At 54.7% G+C, this 16,717-nt stretch carries 20 protein-coding genes and 1 pseudogene; 8 read left to right on the top strand and 13 right to left on the bottom strand.

From position 1 onward, the window contains the following. The first annotated feature begins 3 nt into the window (after nt 1-3). From G7G_RS0100740 to G7G_RS24595, 3 genes are all read left to right on the top strand, one after another. Nucleotides 4-480: a nuclear transport factor 2 family protein gene (locus G7G_RS0100740; protein ID WP_010437354.1), complete on the top strand. Its 477-nt coding sequence runs from the start codon at nt 4-6 to the stop codon at nt 478-480. A gap of 26 nt (nt 481-506) precedes the next feature. Then, a complete protein-coding gene (locus G7G_RS0100735) occupies nt 507-2,480 on the top strand; it encodes a pyridoxamine 5'-phosphate oxidase family protein (protein ID WP_120981194.1) in 1,974 nt (657 codons plus the stop codon). Nucleotides 2,481-2,875: 395 nt separating this feature from the next. Further along, a complete protein-coding gene (locus G7G_RS24595; protein WP_238528744.1) occupies nt 2,876-3,193 on the top strand; it encodes a hypothetical protein in 318 nt (105 codons plus the stop codon). A gap of 219 nt (nt 3,194-3,412) precedes the next feature. Here the strand turns inward: G7G_RS24595 and cueR are convergent, their stop codons facing one another. Together cueR and G7G_RS0100720 are read right to left on the bottom strand one after the other, a co-directional pair. Beyond that, entirely contained in the window at nt 3,413-3,799 is a 387-nt protein-coding gene (cueR, locus tag G7G_RS0100725; RefSeq protein ID WP_010437349.1) for a Cu(I)-responsive transcriptional regulator, read from the bottom strand. A gap of 15 nt (nt 3,800-3,814) precedes the next feature. Next, complete coding sequence (locus tag G7G_RS0100720) at nt 3,815-6,325, bottom strand: heavy metal translocating P-type ATPase (protein ID WP_010437347.1); 2,511 nt, start codon at nt 6,323-6,325, stop codon at nt 3,815-3,817. A 173-nt stretch (nt 6,326-6,498) separates the two neighbouring features. On the opposite strand from G7G_RS0100720, the gene G7G_RS0100715 reads away from it, so the two are divergent. Then, a complete protein-coding gene (locus tag G7G_RS0100715) occupies nt 6,499-6,696 on the top strand; it encodes a heavy-metal-associated domain-containing protein (RefSeq protein ID WP_010437345.1) in 198 nt (65 codons plus the stop codon). 37 nt (nt 6,697-6,733) lie between these two features. On the opposite strand, the gene G7G_RS0100710 is transcribed toward G7G_RS0100715, so the two are convergent. The 8 genes from G7G_RS0100710 to G7G_RS0100675 form a co-directional block, all read right to left on the bottom strand. Beyond that, complete coding sequence (locus tag G7G_RS0100710) at nt 6,734-7,462, bottom strand: DsbA family protein (protein WP_037320501.1); 729 nt, start codon at nt 7,460-7,462, stop codon at nt 6,734-6,736. Nucleotide 7,463: 1 nt separating this feature from the next. Further along, nucleotides 7,464-7,937, bottom strand: a complete 474-nt coding sequence (locus G7G_RS0100705; protein WP_010437341.1) for a c-type cytochrome — start codon at nt 7,935-7,937, stop codon at nt 7,464-7,466. After that, nucleotides 7,937-9,307, bottom strand: coding sequence for a multicopper oxidase family protein (locus G7G_RS0100700; RefSeq protein ID WP_010437339.1), 1,371 nt, complete (start codon nt 9,305-9,307; stop codon nt 7,937-7,939). Before G7G_RS0100700 ends, G7G_RS0100705 begins: the two co-directional genes overlap by 1 nt. A 39-nt stretch (nt 9,308-9,346) precedes the next feature. After that, nucleotides 9,347-10,246, bottom strand: coding sequence for a c-type cytochrome (locus tag G7G_RS0100695; RefSeq protein WP_029621585.1), 900 nt, complete (start codon nt 10,244-10,246; stop codon nt 9,347-9,349). Between the two features lie 9 nt (nt 10,247-10,255). Beyond that, nucleotides 10,256-10,825, bottom strand: a complete 570-nt coding sequence (locus G7G_RS0100690; RefSeq protein WP_010437331.1) for a c-type cytochrome — start codon at nt 10,823-10,825, stop codon at nt 10,256-10,258. Between the two features lie 60 nt (nt 10,826-10,885). Further along, complete coding sequence (locus G7G_RS24170) at nt 10,886-11,068, bottom strand: hypothetical protein (protein ID WP_139056581.1); 183 nt, start codon at nt 11,066-11,068, stop codon at nt 10,886-10,888. 153 nt (nt 11,069-11,221) lie between these two features. Continuing rightward, nucleotides 11,222-11,671: a c-type cytochrome gene (locus G7G_RS0100680; RefSeq protein WP_010437327.1), complete on the bottom strand. Its 450-nt coding sequence runs from the start codon at nt 11,669-11,671 to the stop codon at nt 11,222-11,224. Nucleotides 11,672-11,740: 69 nt separating this feature from the next. Continuing rightward, the gene (locus G7G_RS0100675) at nt 11,741-12,331 is read right to left on the bottom strand and encodes a L,D-transpeptidase (protein WP_010437326.1); all 591 of its coding nucleotides are present in this window, start codon (nt 12,329-12,331) and stop codon (nt 11,741-11,743) included. 352 nt (nt 12,332-12,683) lie between these two features. Between G7G_RS0100675 and G7G_RS0100670 the strand changes: the two genes are divergently transcribed. Beyond that, entirely contained in the window at nt 12,684-12,956 is a 273-nt protein-coding gene (locus tag G7G_RS0100670; RefSeq protein WP_010437324.1) for a hypothetical protein, read from the top strand. Between the two features lie 10 nt (nt 12,957-12,966). On the opposite strand, the gene G7G_RS0100665 is transcribed toward G7G_RS0100670, so the two are convergent. The 3 genes and pseudogenes from G7G_RS0100665 to G7G_RS0100650 all read right to left on the bottom strand — a co-directional run bounded on the left by G7G_RS0100665 (nt 12,967) and on the right by G7G_RS0100650 (nt 15,210). Continuing rightward, nucleotides 12,967-13,626, bottom strand: a complete 660-nt coding sequence (locus G7G_RS0100665) for a L,D-transpeptidase (RefSeq protein WP_029621582.1) — start codon at nt 13,624-13,626, stop codon at nt 12,967-12,969. 202 nt (nt 13,627-13,828) lie between these two features. Then, a pseudogene (locus tag G7G_RS22615) lies at nt 13,829-14,440 on the bottom strand (IS5 family transposase); the annotation flags it as partial. Between the two features lie 281 nt (nt 14,441-14,721). After that, a complete protein-coding gene (locus G7G_RS0100650) occupies nt 14,722-15,210 on the bottom strand; it encodes a MarR family winged helix-turn-helix transcriptional regulator (protein ID WP_010437320.1) in 489 nt (162 codons plus the stop codon). Nucleotides 15,211-15,313: 103 nt separating this feature from the next. On the opposite strand from G7G_RS0100650, the gene G7G_RS0100645 reads away from it, so the two are divergent. The 3 genes from G7G_RS0100645 (at nt 15,314) to G7G_RS0100635 (ending at nt 16,440) form a co-directional block, all read left to right on the top strand. Then, nucleotides 15,314-15,682: an antibiotic biosynthesis monooxygenase family protein gene (locus G7G_RS0100645; RefSeq protein WP_010437318.1), complete on the top strand. Its 369-nt coding sequence runs from the start codon at nt 15,314-15,316 to the stop codon at nt 15,680-15,682. 37 nt (nt 15,683-15,719) lie between these two features. After that, entirely contained in the window at nt 15,720-16,163 is a 444-nt protein-coding gene (locus tag G7G_RS0100640) for a hypothetical protein (RefSeq protein ID WP_010437316.1), read from the top strand. A gap of 67 nt (nt 16,164-16,230) precedes the next feature. After that, entirely contained in the window at nt 16,231-16,440 is a 210-nt protein-coding gene (locus G7G_RS0100635; protein WP_010437313.1) for a DUF1127 domain-containing protein, read from the top strand. Nucleotides 16,441-16,717: the final 277 nt, after the last annotated feature.

Raw genomic sequence — 16,717 nt, 5'->3', positions numbered from 1 at the left:
CCCATGACGACCGAAGCCCAACGGCATCCTTTGCCACCGTTCTCATTAGAAACCGCCATTCAAAAGGTGCGCCTCGCTGAGGACGGCTGGAACGGCCGGGATCCGGCCAAGGTCGCGCTGGCCTACACGCCGGACAGCAAGTGGCGCAACCGGATCGAGTTTCCCCAAGGGCGCGATCAGATTGAGGAGTTCTTGACCCGGAAGTGGGCCAAGGAACTGGACTACCGTCTGATCAAAGAGCTTTGGGCACATGACGGCAATCGCATCGCGGTCCGCTACGCCTATGAGTACCACGATGACAGCGGAAACTGGTTCCGGGCCTATGGCAATGAAAATTGGGAGTTCGACAAGGATGGCTACATGGAACGCCGGTTTGCCAGCATCAATGAGCACCCCATCCAAGAGGCGGATCGAAAGTTCCGCTGGCCGCTGGGGCGCCGTCCGGATGACCACCCCGGTCTGAGCGATTTAGGGCTCTGACGCGGCGAACGTGAATGGATCAAGCGATGGCACAGATACATAAATCGCACAGAGGTGAGTTGATGCTGCAAGAGCGGCGTCACACTCCCAAAGAGCTGAGCGATGCGATTCCGCACTACATCGAAAGCGACATGCCGAAACAGCACGCGGATTTCTTTACGGGTCTGTCCTATTTGCCGCTCGCAACGCTTGACCGTCAGGGGCGCCCATGGGTCAGCCTTCTGGTCACACAGTCAGACAACGACCCATCCATTGGCATTCAGGTAGCAGGCCGCAACACCACACATGTAGTGGCAAAAACCAATCCGAATGACCCGTTTTTGCGCGCTGTGGATCAAGATCCCGCATCGGGCCTTGAGGCGCGGCTTTTTGCCGGGGTTGGGATCGACTTCGCCAATCGCCGACGAAACAAAATCGCGGGTTCCATACGTGCCGCAAGTGTCGAGGATGGGGGGAAGATCAGGTTACAGCTCTTGTCTGATCAGCACCTGGGGAACTGCCCCAAGTACATCACTGTCCGTAACCTTGTGCACGACAAGCGCAGTCCTGAAATTGTCCATGACAGATTTGATGCGCCCATATCTGCGTTGCCTGATGAGGCCAAATCCGTTGTGGCGCGTGCAAGTACTGTGTTTCTGGCGACAAAACATACAAGTGATGACACCGCTGCAGGTGTTCAGACCGATATGGGCGTCAACCATCGCGGTGGCGCGCCCGGCTTTACCCGCCTCTATGAAGAGGACGATGGGGCACAGGTCACGACCTATTTGGTGCTGCCCGATCATTCTGGCAATCGCTTCTACCAGTCGCTGGGCAATATCGAAACGGACCCGCAGGTTGGGCTGGTCTTTCCAGACTTTGCATTGGGCGGGATCCTCTACATCACGGGGGATGCCGAAAATCTGCTTGGGGATGATGCAGACGCTTTGATGCCGCGTTTGAGCCTGCTGACACGTATCAAGGTGACGGGCGCGGTTTTCGTGCGCGGAGGCCTGAACCTCAAGCTGGCATCACCAGAGCAGCTCTCCCCCTACAATCCGCCGGTCAAATACTTGCGCGCAGAGTTGGAGCAAATGGGGCACACAATCGAGGCGCACGACGCCACAATCCCATTGACCGCCAAGCTTGTCGCAACAAAACCCCTGTCCAGCACAATCAGTACCTTCGAATTCGCGCTGTCTAAGCCAATCAAAGCCCCGTTGCCGGGCGGATTTGGCGTCTTTGGCTTCTCAGACCTCGTGGACGCCGGATATAGCCACATGAATGAGGCAAACCCTCAGCTTGTGAACGAGGACTACGTCCGCACATGGACGCTTTCCAGCGCGCCTAAGTTTGACAAAGAGAGCAACGCCTTTCGCACGACCAATCGGGTAAGTGTTACGGTCAAACGCAAACCAGACGGTCTGATGTCCAATGTTCTGCACTCCAACGCGGATAAGCTGATCACGCACAAACTTCCAGTTCAGTTCAAGGGCACCGGCGCGGGCTTTTCCTGTTTTTCCGAAGCGGCTGAGGGCAGCCGCCCAAACCTCCCAGCAAAGATGCTTTGGATCGCGGGCGGTGTTGGCATCACTCCATTTATGGCGATGTGGGACGGGATCAAACGAGTGGCAACGGCTTACCCGCAGCACCGGTCAATCGATATCGTGCTTCTGTTTTCCGGCCGGGACGATGACATCGCAGTTCTGCAGCACTTTGCGGAGCAAAACGGCTCTGTTTCGGATCAGGTGACACTACGTATTGTCGCGTTTCAAAGCGCGGGCGAAAACCCATTGGCTGCGAAATCCGCACGCGATGGTTTGGACGCAACATTCACCGATCAGCCGCTCAAGCTTGAGGAGCGACGCATGCATAACGCAGACATTCAATCGGTCACGCATCTCGGAATGCGAGATGTGTATATGTGCGGTCCTGAAGCTATGATGACCAGCACGGACGCGGCACTCAACGAGTTGGGCATTGAGGAAGCAAAACGTCATCGCGAGACATTTGTGTTTTGATAGGGGGACAAAAAACCTGATGATGACTTTTCAGGACAGGATCATCAACTCTGTGGTTGGGTTTAGGAAAGGCGTTCACCGACTCGAAACCGGACTCCTTAGTGCTGTCCCGGACCAATGACCGCTAAGTAGGTTGCACTCGCAGAAACTGAACGCTTCGCTCAAGGTCCGGTTTGGGCCGCGAGAAACAGCAAACCGACACCCAAAAAAGTTGGAACTAAGTTCTATCTCCAGCAACTGATCTGCAGCTCAGGATCTATTCTCATTTTCTAATAGGAGAATTTTTTGGGATACCTTCCAGTGTCGAACGTCCACCTTGTTTCTGGTCCAACTGTGACGGTTGGGTCGCCCCTAAGCCTTAGCTAAAAGCCATTGGACATTGCAGAACGGGTGTTATGCGCGGTGGTCTCTCGTTGAATGCTTCATCTGCCCTCATGGTTGCTAGCTCATATACCTTCGACAGTGGCATTTCAGGCCGTGGCATTTTCCTTAACGATGTACCGCAGCAAATTATTACCCTCGGCCATGAGGTCGAGGCGATCTTTGTTCTTTTTCACCACGGCCGCCCACGCCATTTGATCGTGTATGAAATCGTCAATGATCGCTATGCGTTGTCCATGGCCCATTTTCTTGGTTTTGCTTTTCAGCGCCAACAACTCGTCAATATGCCCAATGAGGTTATTCGATCGGACCAATTGCAATCGCGTTGCTGACATTTGCCGCCGGTGCCGTCTGCATAACAGCTTTGGCGAGCGCCTTCATGCGTTTGAGCAGCTAGCCATACAACTAAAGGCTTGTAGAACAAATATGACCATCCAGCAGGTGGCACAACCAGCGGCTACGATTGTCCAATTTGTATTGAACTTTGAGGTTATATCTTTTCCTCAGTAGAGGCGTGCTATGAGAACGAAGTGGGTATGCGACTTGTGTTACTAAATTTCGCCAAGGTTCTTTAGTATGGGACAGTCGGGACGATGATCACCGGCACATTCCTCAATCAAATGAGTAAGTGTTGTATGCATGGCCCTCAAGTCGGCGATTTTGGCGTCAATTTCTTTAAGGTTCTGTTTGGCTATTTCTTTAACGTCTGCGCTTGCGCGTTCTTTGTCCTCGTACAACGCCAGTAATGAACGGCAATCCTCAATAGTGAAGCCCAAGGAACGGGCCCGCCCGATGAAGGCCAGTTTATGCAGTTCCTTTTCGTCGAAATGGCGATACCCATTCAGGCCGCGCCTGGGTTTGATGAATCCGATATCCTCGTAATAGCGGATGGTTTTGGCAGGCAGACCCGAACGTTCTGCTACATCTCCGATATTCACAGCGGCTCTCCTATACTATTCAGCAGGCGCTGATTGCAGCGCCCGCTCTTCATTCTGCGAAATCTGCTCTCGACCAACTTTGATCGCCTTCACCCAGCGCAACCGCAACGCGTTGGTCAGAACAAAGACACTGGACAGAGTCATGGCACCTGCAGCCAGAACCGGCGACAGCAACGGGCCGCCAAACGGATAGAGCGCCCCCGCTGCAATCGGTATGAGCAGCGTGTTGTAGCTGAATGCCCAGAACAAGTTTTGGCGGATGTTACGCATAGTTCGCTGACTGATATCGAAGGCGTTGACCACGCCTGTCAGGTCACCTGACATCAGAACGACGTCAGCCGCTTCGATGGCTATGTCAGTTCCTGTCCCGATCGCGATTCCTACGTCAGCCGCCGCAAGCGCGGGTGCATCGTTGATGCCATCACCCACAAAGGCCAGTTTTCCGCCATTTGAACGCAAATCCTGCAACGCGGATACTTTACCCTCGGGCAGAACCTCGGCCACGACATGATCGATGCCAAGCTGCGCCGCAATGGATTTGGCAGTAGCGGCATTGTCGCCTGTGATCATCGCTACTTTCAGGCCCAGCCCGTGCAAAGCTTCAATTGCGTCTGGCGTGGTGGTTTTGATTGGGTCTGTCACAGCGATTACGGCCGCGATAACCCCGTCTACGGCAGCATAAAGCGGAGTCTTTCCGTTGATTGCCAGTTCAGCGCCCCGATCAGACAGCGCGCCCATTTCAACCCCTTCGCGACTCATCAGGCGGTCGGCCCCGATCAGGATTGTATGGCCTTCGACTGAGGCTCTGACCCCGTAGCCGGTGATCGACGCGAAGTCTTCTGGCTCGGGAAGCTCCAGACCACGGGTTTCAGCCGCGCGCACGATGGCCGTGGCGATTGGATGTTCGGATGTAACCTCGACGGCGGCAACAAGGCGGAGAACCTCATCCTCGGTCATTCCTTCTGCTACAATCAGGTCGGTCAGCTCTGGACGCCCTTCGGTCAAGGTCCCCGTCTTGTCTACCGCAACAACAGTGGTTTCCTGCAGCATTTGCAAGGCGTCGCCCTTTCGGAACAGGACACCCATCTCGGCCGCGCGTCCGGTGCCGACCATGATTGAGGTGGGTGTGGCCAATCCCATGGCGCACGGGCAAGCAATGATCAGTACTGCAACCCCGGCCACCAATGCCAGACTGAGCGCGGGATCGGGTCCGAACAACATCCAAACCAGCACAGTCACGATGGCCACAGCGATCACTACAGGCACGAACCACAGTGTGATGCGGTCGACCAAGCCCTGAATCGGAAGTTTGGCACCCTGCGCTTGTTCGACCATCTGAATGATCTGGGCCAACATGGTGTCTGCGCCGATCTTTTCGGCCCGGTACGTCAATGCGCCCGCGCCATTGACTGTTCCGCCGACAACAGTTGCGCCCTCGGTCTTTTCGACAGGAACCGGTTCGCCGGTGATCATGCTTTCATCGACATATGACGCACCGGTCATTACGGCACCATCCACCGCGATCTTTTCGCCCGGTCGAACATGAATAAGATCCCCTACAACGATCTGCTCAATCGGAAGCTCAACAACCGTTCCTTCACGCTCAACTCGCGCTGTTTTTGCCTGCAGACCGACCAATTTGCGGATCGCTTCACCAGTTCGACCCTTGGCGCGTGCCTCGAGGAACCGTCCCAGCAAAATCAGAACCACGATAACTGCAGCAGCCTCGTAGTAGACGTTTGCGGTTCCCGCCGGAAGAATACCAGGCGCAAAAGTCGAGATCAGTGAGAACCCATAGGCCGCTGAAGTGCCAAGAGCCACCAGAGAATTCATGTCCGGCGCACCTTTGAACAAGGAAGGGAGTCCCTTGGTGTAGAACTGCAAACCTGGCCCAATAAGAACGATCGTGGTCAGGAGAAACTGCAGGTAATAGCTGTTCTGGATACCGATCGTGCTCGCTATCAGGTGGTGCATGCCCGGAATAACATGCGAGCCCATTTCAAGGACGAATACCGGCAAAGCGAGCAAAGCGGCAAAGCTTGTTCGCCGCGCCAAATGGTGGATCTCTGCCGCTTTGCGGTCGTGTGGTTCGGTCTGCGTCGCGGATCGCAAGCTCGCCGGATAGCCAGCAGATGCTGCAAGCGCCGCGATAGCTTCAGGCGTGGTGACACCCTCAGCATAGCGCACTGTTGCACTTTCAGTGGCCAGATTGACCGACGCGGACAATACGCCGTCATCTGCTTGCAAGGCCCGTTCAACGCGCCCCACACATGATGCGCAGGACATATTCTGAATATCCAGCGTGACCTCTGCGGTCCGTACCGGGTATCCCGCGCTGTTTAGCGCATCAGCAATGGCTGCTTTGTTGGCTGGATCGCGGAAATCGACCTGAACGCTTTCGCTGGCGAGATTAACCGAAGCGGCGTCTACCCCTGGCACAGATTTCAGCGCGCGCTCGACGCGCCCTACGCAGGAAGCACAGCTCATACCCTGAACTTGAAATCGTGCATGTGAATTTTCAGTCATATTGTCACCACAAATGTTCTGCTGACGTGCAACATAAGGGTTCCAGCAAGTGGAAGGTCAAGGGATGGGGCTGACTTTCTTTCCCACTAATTTTGGCGATCCAATTATCACGACTTGACCTTCCTGTGCTGGAATACTTTAGCCGGGACAACAGAACACAGGAGCAAACATCCATGACGACCCTAAATATCCCGGAAATGAGCTGTGGGCACTGCAAGTCAGCTATCGAAAAAGCCGTTGCCACGGTGGATTCCTCCGCACATTTGGACTTTGACATGGAAAACCGCAGGGTACGTGTCTTAAGCACCAATCCACTTGATCATATCCTTGCAGCTCTGAAGTCCGAGGGATACGAAGCCACGGTCGCATAAGAAACTTAGGGGCGCACATGCTGTCACCGCTTTGGTTCTATCTTGCGTCTCTGACAGCCTCGATTAGCCGGGTCATATCATCTTCGGCGATCAGCCCAGGGGCAAGCGCATCTCCAATCACAAACGAAGGGGTGCCACTGAAGCCAAGCTGTCGGGCCAATTCCATGGACACCTGAATATGTGCGTCGACTTCCGGCGCCTCCATATCTGCGCGCAATTGATCCTCGTCCAGGCCAAGTTCCCGAACAACTTTCATAACACTGGCCTCAGTGGCGCGACCGTTCAGAGCCATAAGCGCCCAATGAAATTCTTCATATTTTCCCTGATTTCGTGAGGCAAGCGCGGCGCGTGCCGCGAAGTCGGAACCTTCTCCGAGTATGGGCCATTCTCGATAAACAACTCGTACATCGGAATCGCCTGCGATCACGTTTTTCACGACCGGGGCAGCGCGTTTACAATATGGGCAGTTATAGTCAAAAAACTCGACCACGGTTACATCGCCTTCCGGGTTTCCTATGACAGGCGCATTCGGATCCTGTTCGAGCAATTCACGCTGATTTTCCAAGACGCTTCCAATTGCGTCGGCTTTTGCCTGATCCTCGCGCTGTTGAAGCAGTTGAATCGCCTGCATGATGATCTCAGGGTTTTCCAAAATGGCTTCGAGAGCCAGCCGTTTTACATCGGAGTCAGACAGCTCGTCGGCGCGTGCCATAGGAATGCCAATCGACATGGCGATAGCGACTAAGCCTGCAAGTATTCGTTTCACATCAGTTTCCTTCCGTTTGTTCTGCTTCGGTGCGTTGCTCTTGCAGCTTGCGTTCCCAATCCGGCCAACTCTCCTTGATGAAGGCGAGGATGTCCCCGATATCCTGATCCGACAGAGTGTCCCCGAAGCCTGGCATGCCGCTTTTGACGTCAGCGACACCCATCTGTTTCAAAGTTTGGTCCCCGCCAAACTTTGTATAGTCGAACAACAGCTTGTCGCCGTGATGCCAGGTGTGCCCGGTTCGGTCATGCGGGGGTGCCCGCAAGACGCCCTCCGGATCAGGTGTTTGCCAATCCGGCTGACCCTCCAAATTGGCTCCGTGGCATGACGCGCAGTTTTCGGCGTACAAAACTGCACCACGTGCCGAATCCGCCGATGCACTGTTCTGCGCACGCCCACTCAGGCCCCAGCCAATGACCGCGACAATTATCACGACGGCAGCCAGTGACAGCCATTTCGCTGCGCTCCTGTTCATCACGCTACGCTCAGCCAGGTCTTCATACCAGCGGCCTGATGCGACAGCATGTGGCAATGAAACAGCCAGTCCCCCGGGTTATCCGCAACGAACGCAATCTCCCGGGTTTCTATCCGGTCAACCAGGATTGTGTCCCGCAGCGGCCCCAGGCTGCCGTTCGGCAGAACTTCCTGGAAGTGCGTCCCGTGCAAGTGCATAGCGTGCGGGAAGACGGTGTCGTTCTGCATCTGAATCCGGACTATGTCGCCACGCGAAACGGCAGCAAGCGGGTTTTCGGGCAACCCGGCGACACCGTTGAATGTCCAGATCTGCCCTTCCTGAACCAGTTCATTGGTGCTCATGACTTGGCCGTTGTAAGTGCCTTGACGCAGTCCGCCCATCGCCCCGCCTTCCATCACCAATGGAACTGTCAAAGCGTCAGAAACATCTTCGAGAAAGGGAACAGGGTTGGGTGGCAGGGCTTCGATCACACCGCGGTTAGCAGATGTACCGCTTCCCGAAACCGGGATCTCAGCGATGACAAACGATTCATCGCGTTCGTGAAGAGTTATTTGAACGGCTTCGTTCGATTCCGCTGTGACATCAACAATTAAGTCTGCTCGCTGTGCAGGCCCGAAAACAAGGGTTTCAAAATCCTCTGGCTGCCTTACGGGCATGCCATCATAAGCGACCAGCTTCCCGTTTGCGCCACCTACTGAGACATACATGATCCGATCAGTTGCCACGTTGACCATTCGAATACGCAAACGTTGGTTCGTCAAAACTTCTGTCATGGGCGATATGTGCGCGTGAACGTAATTTCCCATTCGGCCTGCATGCGTCCAGTCATGCATCGCGCCAAAATCATTGACGATTTGGGCGTCCTGACCCAACCTCCAGTCATCCAGCAGGATCGTAATGTCATGATCCGTGTCCGGCGGGTCCGTTTCTTCGACGATGAACGCGCCGTAAAGGCCTCTGGCCACTTGTTCCGTCGACTGGTTATGAGAATGGTACCAGAAGGTTCCCGCATCCTTCAGAGGCAAGTCATACTGAAACTCGCCGCCTGTTTGTACGGCCTCCTGTGTAAGACCCGGCACCCCATCCATGTTGTTCGGAACCCGCAGTCCATGCCAATGGATTGCCGTAGGCTGAGGCAGTGAGTTCAGAAGCGTCCGGCGAACCGTTTCACCCTGCCGGGCACGAATTTCGGGGCCCGGAACACCGCCATCATATCCCCATATCTCGGTTTCAGGATAGCTGTCGGGCGCAACACGCGCCAATCCTGAACGCGCCTCGATTATTCGGGGGGCGGTAGCCGCCCTCCCGATAGTCGGCACTGCGATTAGTGCCGATGTGCCTGCAACGAATTGCCTGCGATTGAGCTTCATGAGGACTTCCCTCCAAAGAAAATTTGATCTCTCACTCGATTACCCCCCGTCGTGCACATCCAGCAGATAGGTCGCCATCGCCTTCCGGTCATCGTCTGTCAGAAAGCTGGTGCCATAGTTTACGACCTCTCCCATGGCGCCGCCGAATACATCGCCATCAGGCATGACACCGGTGCGCAACGCGTAGGCCAAATCATCTACCGTCCAACCACGCTTTTGCAGGGTCTCAAAGTCGATGGCCGGTGCCTTGTCACCGCCCGGCAGGGAGTCACTTCCTTTGAAGTGTTCCGTGTCCGAATTTCTTGCGCCAGCCAGGTTCCTCCCGGTGTGGCAGGCCGCACAATGCGTGGCACCTTCGACCAGTAGCCGGCCCCGATTCCACACTTCGTCATTGCCCGGCACGGGATCAGTGCGGGGTGGTTCCAGAAAAGCCGCGCGCCACAGCTTCAGGCCCCATCTCTGATTGAAGGGGAACGCCATTTCCTGCTCTTTTGACGGTTCCGCTACCGGTGCAACCGTTTGCCAGGCGGCCCAGAGATCGGCGATATCCTGATCTGTGAAGTTGGCATAGAACGGATAAGGAAAGGCTGGGTAATAGGGTTCTCCTCCAGGCGACACACCCTGACGCACCGCGCGGGCAAATTCCCCGATCGTCCAATCACCGATCCCGTGGTCAGAATCTGTGGTCAGGTTCGGCGAAAAGAGCGTGCCGAACGGGGTATCCAACTCCACCCCACCGGCCAAGGGCGCACCCCCTTTGGCAAAATCTGTGTGGCAAGCGATACAGCCACTTGCCCTTGCCAGATACGCCCCGCGGTTAACGTCGCCTTGTATGTCGAGAGCTTGTAAGGGCTGGCCAATCGGCCAAGCCATCACGGCAACAAGTCCCGCTGACGCCGTTACGGCGGCAGCAAGACCCAATCGGAATATCGGTCTCATGACGCATTCCTATTCCGACCGAAATTGCGCGTGACACGCCGAGCATGTCTGGCTCAGCATCATGAACACACCATCTGCCGGCATTTCGGAAAGTTGTGCCTGGTTGGGACTTCCGCCCATCATTCCGGCACCCATCATAGAACCGCCACCCATCATGGATGCGCCGCCCATCATGCCCGAACCATGGCCCGATCCGGACGCCATCAACCCGTTGTCCGCCGCAAGCGCAAGGCCTTCAGAGTAGGTTGCCAATTGTCTGGCCAATTCTGCAAAGGATCCCCAATCCTGCCAGATCTCCGATTTAGCCTCCGAGGGTTTGCCATCAGATCCCTCTGGAAACAGTTTTGTCATGCTCTCACCCGCGTGACGCCCGATCTTCTCGGCTTCGCTTCGCACGGTTTCCGCATTGTAAGGAGTTTTCCCCTGCATCATCGGCGTAAGGATCTTCATGCTACCCTTCATCGCGGACATACCATCCATGCGTTCTTTGACGATGCCGGTTGCGCCACCATGCGCCAGGGCGGCTGCCGCAATCAGAGAAACCAGGACAACGCCTGTGGTCATTTTTAGAATGTTCATTGTTTTGTCCTTGTCGTCTGCTTCGACGCGCCCATGTTGAGCGCAATTCGACTGGTCAGATCAGGACACGCGGCGGTGGTGGGTCAAACGCCGCGATACCGAGAACACGGTATTGGGCTCGAGGGATCGAGTATCTTTGTTCAGTATCTTGAGGGCCAGGCGGTGTTGGACCCATCGAAAATAGACCAACAGCGTTGCAAATCGTTCCGCCATGACAATGTCCAGGATGACCCTGCTTGACATGCTCAACGTCCGCAGAGTCCGTTTGTTCAATCACGTGCTGTGAACCACTGCCATGTGCATGAGCAGAATCGGCCGTCCCAAGCAGCCCGCCAAAGGCCAGCACCATTGACAGGATGATGTAACGAATTGCACTACCCATTCGGCTCGTCACCTTCAGAAAATCCCGTTTTCCTGCTGCAACTCTCTTATATATGCCACGATGCCTTTCACATCCGCACGGGTCAAGCCATCGACCGGCGGCATATTGCCGAACTTCCAATGGTGTGCCCGAACTCCTTTCTGGACTGCCACATAAAATGACTCGTCCGAATGGTGGCTTGGTTCATAGATTTTATGCACCAATGGTGGCGCGAGCCCTTCCAGGCCAGTTGCATTCGCGCCATGGCACGCCGCACATTTGGCGTCGAATGCCACTTTGCCGACGGCAGCAGATTCGCTCAGCTGCTCTGGCAAATTGACGTTTTGGATTGGGTCTCCTGGCTCCAGCACCGACGTATCAGGTGGCGTCATCGAATGGCCAGTTGGTTGCTGATCGAGATTGTAGACGATAGCGGCGGCACCTGCGATCGCTACTCCGCCTATCAAGAGTGTAAGTTTATCCATCTCAGTTTTTCACGTCGTTGTCAGTTACCGAACTTAAGCACCTGTCCTGAAAAGTCATCTTGACCAAGGTCAGATCAATTTTACCTGCGTGCCCACGGTGGCCAATTCGAATAAATCCGCGATCTGCTCATTGTACAAACCTATACAGCCGTTGGAGGATCTTCTCCCGATCTTGCGCGTATCGTTGGTGCCGTGGATGCGGTAGTATTGCCAGCTCAAATAGAGCGCATGTGTCCCCAGAGGGTTCTCAGGACCCGGGCCTACATGGTCGGGCCATGCTGGATTGCGCTCTTTCATTGCCGGCGTTGGTCGCCAAGATGGCCCTTCGACCTTGCGAATAACTTTGGTGTAACCTAGCCTTGTAAGGTCTTCCGTCAGCGGTACGCTGGTCGGATACATCCGATAGACGCTTTCATCTTCTGACCAAAATTGCAGGACCTTGGACTGTGTATCGGACAGGATAGCCCCGTTCTTCAAGGTATCAAAGTGGTCGTGCCAACTGGCAACGCGGAATGATGAAACATTGCGGCGCGTCCCCTCAGTTGCCGTTGATTGAGCCAAAACGGCCGGTGCTGGAAAAAGCGTCGTCGCAGCAAACGCGGCGACCATTTCGCGCCGCGTAACAGCCTTTCTATCCTTGCTCCGTTTCATGCCTGCCATCCCAAAGTTTAATCTTTTTTTTCCGACTCAAATAACTCGTGTGCCCGGTTCCTGCGCTGGAAGGTCAACACGCAAATGACATTTCATATGGGATGTCTCGTCGGAATTGTCGTAGCCGTTGGCGCAGGGATACTTCCTTAAAAGGCGGACCTAAATCATCAAGTCATTGTGGAAAAGCAGTTTTTCTTGGGCATAATTCCAGGCTGCTTTAAGCGATACCTGGCTTTCTTGAATCGACCGAGCACAAAAAAGCAACGCTAACAATTGCTTAGTTCTTGGTGAATTGATGTGATCACCCGTCGATGCGAGGGTATCAGGTACTACAAATGACAAACACAGTGGACTAAACACCATGTGCTTCAAGAAAGCTTTCCTAGCACTGGCCGCACTTATGCTCGTCGGCGCCTGCACCGAAACAACGTCGATATCTGCAGAAAGCGAGCCCGGAATACTTTCCCGAGTTCCTGACGCCGTTGCCCAGATCGCTGCTCCGGGCCAGGACCTGAACGCCGTTAAAATCATGCCTGAGGACGGTTGCTATTGGTATCGCTACGTGGGGCCGGTTGAAACAACCTACCTGCCACTCAGGACTATTGAAGGGCGCCCAATCTGTACGCGCGCCTGACAAGCGCCTATCAGCTGGTCGCGGTCAGAAGGCGCTCGGGAGGGTAGAGATGAGCCGTGAACCCTGGCCTGACACGATCATAAAGCCCGATGATATGTGGCATCGCCATCCTTACGCAGCCAGAACTTGCGCGACCTCCGATAGATCTTGGAAAAGGCGTTCCGTGAATTCGCAGGTATGTGTCGCGGCCACCTTCGAACAGATAAAACGCCCTTGATCCCAATGGGTTTGTCGGCCCACCGGGCACACCATCTGCGAATTGCGCATATTCATCAGGGTCGCGCTCAATCATTTCGGCAGTAGGAGTCCAACGCGGCCACTTGGCCTTTCGCTTGATTGTGTAGACACCGGGCTCGTAAAGATTGCCTCGGGCAATGGCTACGCCGTAGCGCATTGCCGTGCCACCGTCTTCGATGAAATATAGATATCGGGCTACTGCATCGACATGAATGTCACCCGGAACAAGCGCTCGGTTGGTTTGCACACGCTGAGGCAGGAAACGTGGGTGCAACCCCCAGGGATTGGATGTCGCGGGATCAAAATTTGGCGGCGTTACCCTGGCGTCCCATGCCGCCCATTGAGAAGAAGTAGATGCTGTTGTGCGTGTCGAAAACAACGGCTGAGACAGCATCGCCAAAGAAGTTGCCAGAAAGTGTCTTCTGTTCATCATAAATCCCATCAAACCTGGTTGCTTATGACCCATTGCCAAATATCGCAGGCCGCAAGATGTTAAGGTATCAAAAAAATTGTCTAATCATATATCTCTCGTGAACATTTCACCGACCGACTGGTGCTATATTTCAATGGTAAGTTTGAACGACTTTGTTGCACAAATTGGGGTTTGGTCGGACTTCCCCTTTCCCCGGACAGAATTATTCTACGGCCTCTGTGATGGTTATGCCGAGCGTGGTGTAGCGATTGAGAACGGCAACTCGGACTTGGATCTCTGCAACCTGACGGTCGAAGTCCCTCACCATGAGGCTCTGGCCCAATAGCTTCACACAATGCATCTTGGTCTCGACACGACTTCGGCGGTGGTATCCACTCCACCTTCGCCAAATGGCGCGGCCGAAGTATCTGGAGGCTTTGACGGCCTCATTCCGGGCGATAGCGCCTGAGCTTGTAGGCTTCCACGGTTTGGCGCTCTTGCGCGGAGGAATGACAGCATGAGCGCCGCGCGCTATCGCATCATGGCATTTTCGTGTGTCGTAGGCCCCATCTGCGGTCACTGACCCGATGTCCTAGTCGAGTGGGATTTGGTCGAGAAGCCCAGGCAGCATAGGCGCATCACCAACATTGCTGGTGGTGAACTCAACCGCCCGGACTTCCAGCGTCTCCTCGTCGATCCCTATGTGTATCTTGCTCCAGATGCGGTGTTTGGGGCCACCGTGCTTACGAGCGTTCCACTCACCTTCACCCTCAGCCTTGATGCCCGTACTGTCAATGAGGAGGTTCAATGGTCCTCCGCCGCCACGATATCCCAAGTCCAACGTGCTGTCCCCCAAAGTGCGGGCGTTCATGGACTTTCTGGTTGCAGAGATTGGCGCAAAGCCTGCTTGGGAAACATGAGCGCAATAGGATAATGCGCGCGCTCAGAAATCGTGACGCCAAGGTCGGGGAAATGGGCCGGGTCATGCAAATCTGACCCAAACGTCAAGCACTTCTGACCCAAAAGAAGCGAACCGACGAAAACTGTCGTTTATGCAAAGCGCGGCGAATGCTGACAGGGAGCCCAGAATGTCCGATGCTGCACTCTGTACGAGTGTCAGCTTTGGGTCGAACTCTGATCTTGCCGCGTTGAGGCTTCTTCAAGGCGTGTTTTGAGATGGTCAACAACATTTTGCGCTGACGCAATATCATCTGGCGACAGGCCTTCCGAGAGTTCGTTCACCCATGGGATTTGCTTCGTAATCGCTGCTTCGTATAGTTCCTGCCCCTTTCGTGTCATGACAACCAAGTGCGCCCGCTTGTGGTGTGGGTTCGGCTGAAACTCCACTATTCCTTCTTTGTTCAATTCATTGATGATCCGTTGTACGCCCTGCCGGTGAACGCCCATCGTCCGTGCATGCCAGGCAACGGATTCCGGCCGATCAGAATAGGCGATGGCACCAAGAATCTGCCATCGGGCACTTGTTAGACCGAGTTCTGATACGAGGCGATCACCGGCAAGCTGCAATCGACCGTTCAGCCGAAACACATCCAGTATCAAGGCTGTCACGGCTTCTCCTGCTTCGGTCCTTTGCTCGTTAGGCATATCGACTCCTCATTTCATTTGACAACGTGTTGTCATTGTGTTTGATGCTTCCTAAATATGACAACATGACACCAAAATGAAGCTACTTTCAAGGAGCACCGAAATGGTCAATTTTAAACCCCTCGACCCCGAGTTTCCCATTGAACGGCAATTGGGCATGGACGCTGGACCCGTCGTTCTCGTCAATCTCTTCACTGTCGATCCCGTTGACCAAGACGCCTTGATTGAAGCCTGGAAGAGCGATGCCCAATGGATGAAAAAGCAGCCGGGTTACATCAGCACTCAGCTGCATAAGGCAATTGGTGACGGCAGCATGTATCTGAACTACGCGGTCTGGGAGTCTGTTGCGGACTTCCGCGCCGCGTTTTCAAACCCCGAGTTTCAGCAGCAGCTCAGCCACTATCCCTCAAGCGCTGTGACAGCACCCCACCTGTTCGAAAAGATTGCGGTGCCGAATTGCTGCACGGCCTGACGTAATCCTTTCCAAAAGCCAATTTGAGTGAACCGCTATGAAAACAAAGATTCACGCCATCGCGGGCGGCATCGGCTTTGTGATGATCCTCCTCTTCTGGACATCAACGATCACCAGCGAACTCTTTGCGAGCCATGAAACAGTCGCAACCGTCAAGGCATTGATCCTGAAAGGCATGTTCATCCTCATCCCGGCAATGGCGATTGCTGGTGGATCGGGCATGGCAATGGGCCGGAAACGCAAAGATGCGCTTACGAAAGCCAAGAAAACCCGAATGCCTATCATTGCGTTGAATGGTTTGCTGATCCTGGTTCCCGCAGCCTGGTTTCTGGCTGGCAAAGCTGCTGCTGGCGATTTCGACGGCACCTTTTACAAGGTTCAGGTAATTGAGCTGATCGCTGGGGCGGCCAACCTCACGATGATGGGGCTGAACATTCGTGATGGCTTGCGAATGACCGGCAAAATTCGAAGGCCTCGCTGAAAGCTCGATTCTAGTCCAACCACTGACGAAATTGCCGACATTCGAGCAAACGCAGCGAACTAGTGCTATGTCCGCTGTGCGGACCTACAGCGCCCCCGGGGGCAACGACGGCTTCCTGGCGAGGATCGGAGCCACGGCAAATGCTGCCTTGAAGGCGCTTCAAACGGCCCGGATGCTCTCCACACTTTCGAATATGAACGACCATCAGCTCGCTCAGATCGGAATCTCGCGATCCGATATCCCGGAATATGCCGCAAAATTGATGGCTAACGAATAGAGAAGCAGACCCTCAGAACAAAAGATTGAACGGAATTTGCTGGTCCTCGCTCCTCCCAGAGTAAGCCAGCAAGAGCGGCGGCGAAAAAGCCAACAGGGAGCGCCAACGCAAAGGGCCAGCATTTTCACCTCCTCCCGAAAATGCTGGCCCAATCCACCCTGCCAAGAAGGAGCCGCAAAAAATGCGAGGTAGGAGAGACATCATATAGTCCTGACTACCGTCACCACCGAGATGAAGATGTGAAGCTGGATTGCGTATGTGACGCCGCAAACGATCT

It is taken from the genome of Ruegeria conchae, assembly GCF_000192475.1.
In the GTDB taxonomy this organism is placed as follows: domain Bacteria; phylum Pseudomonadota; class Alphaproteobacteria; order Rhodobacterales; family Rhodobacteraceae; genus Ruegeria; species Ruegeria conchae.
This window is presented reverse-complemented; position numbering and strand designations above follow the sequence as displayed.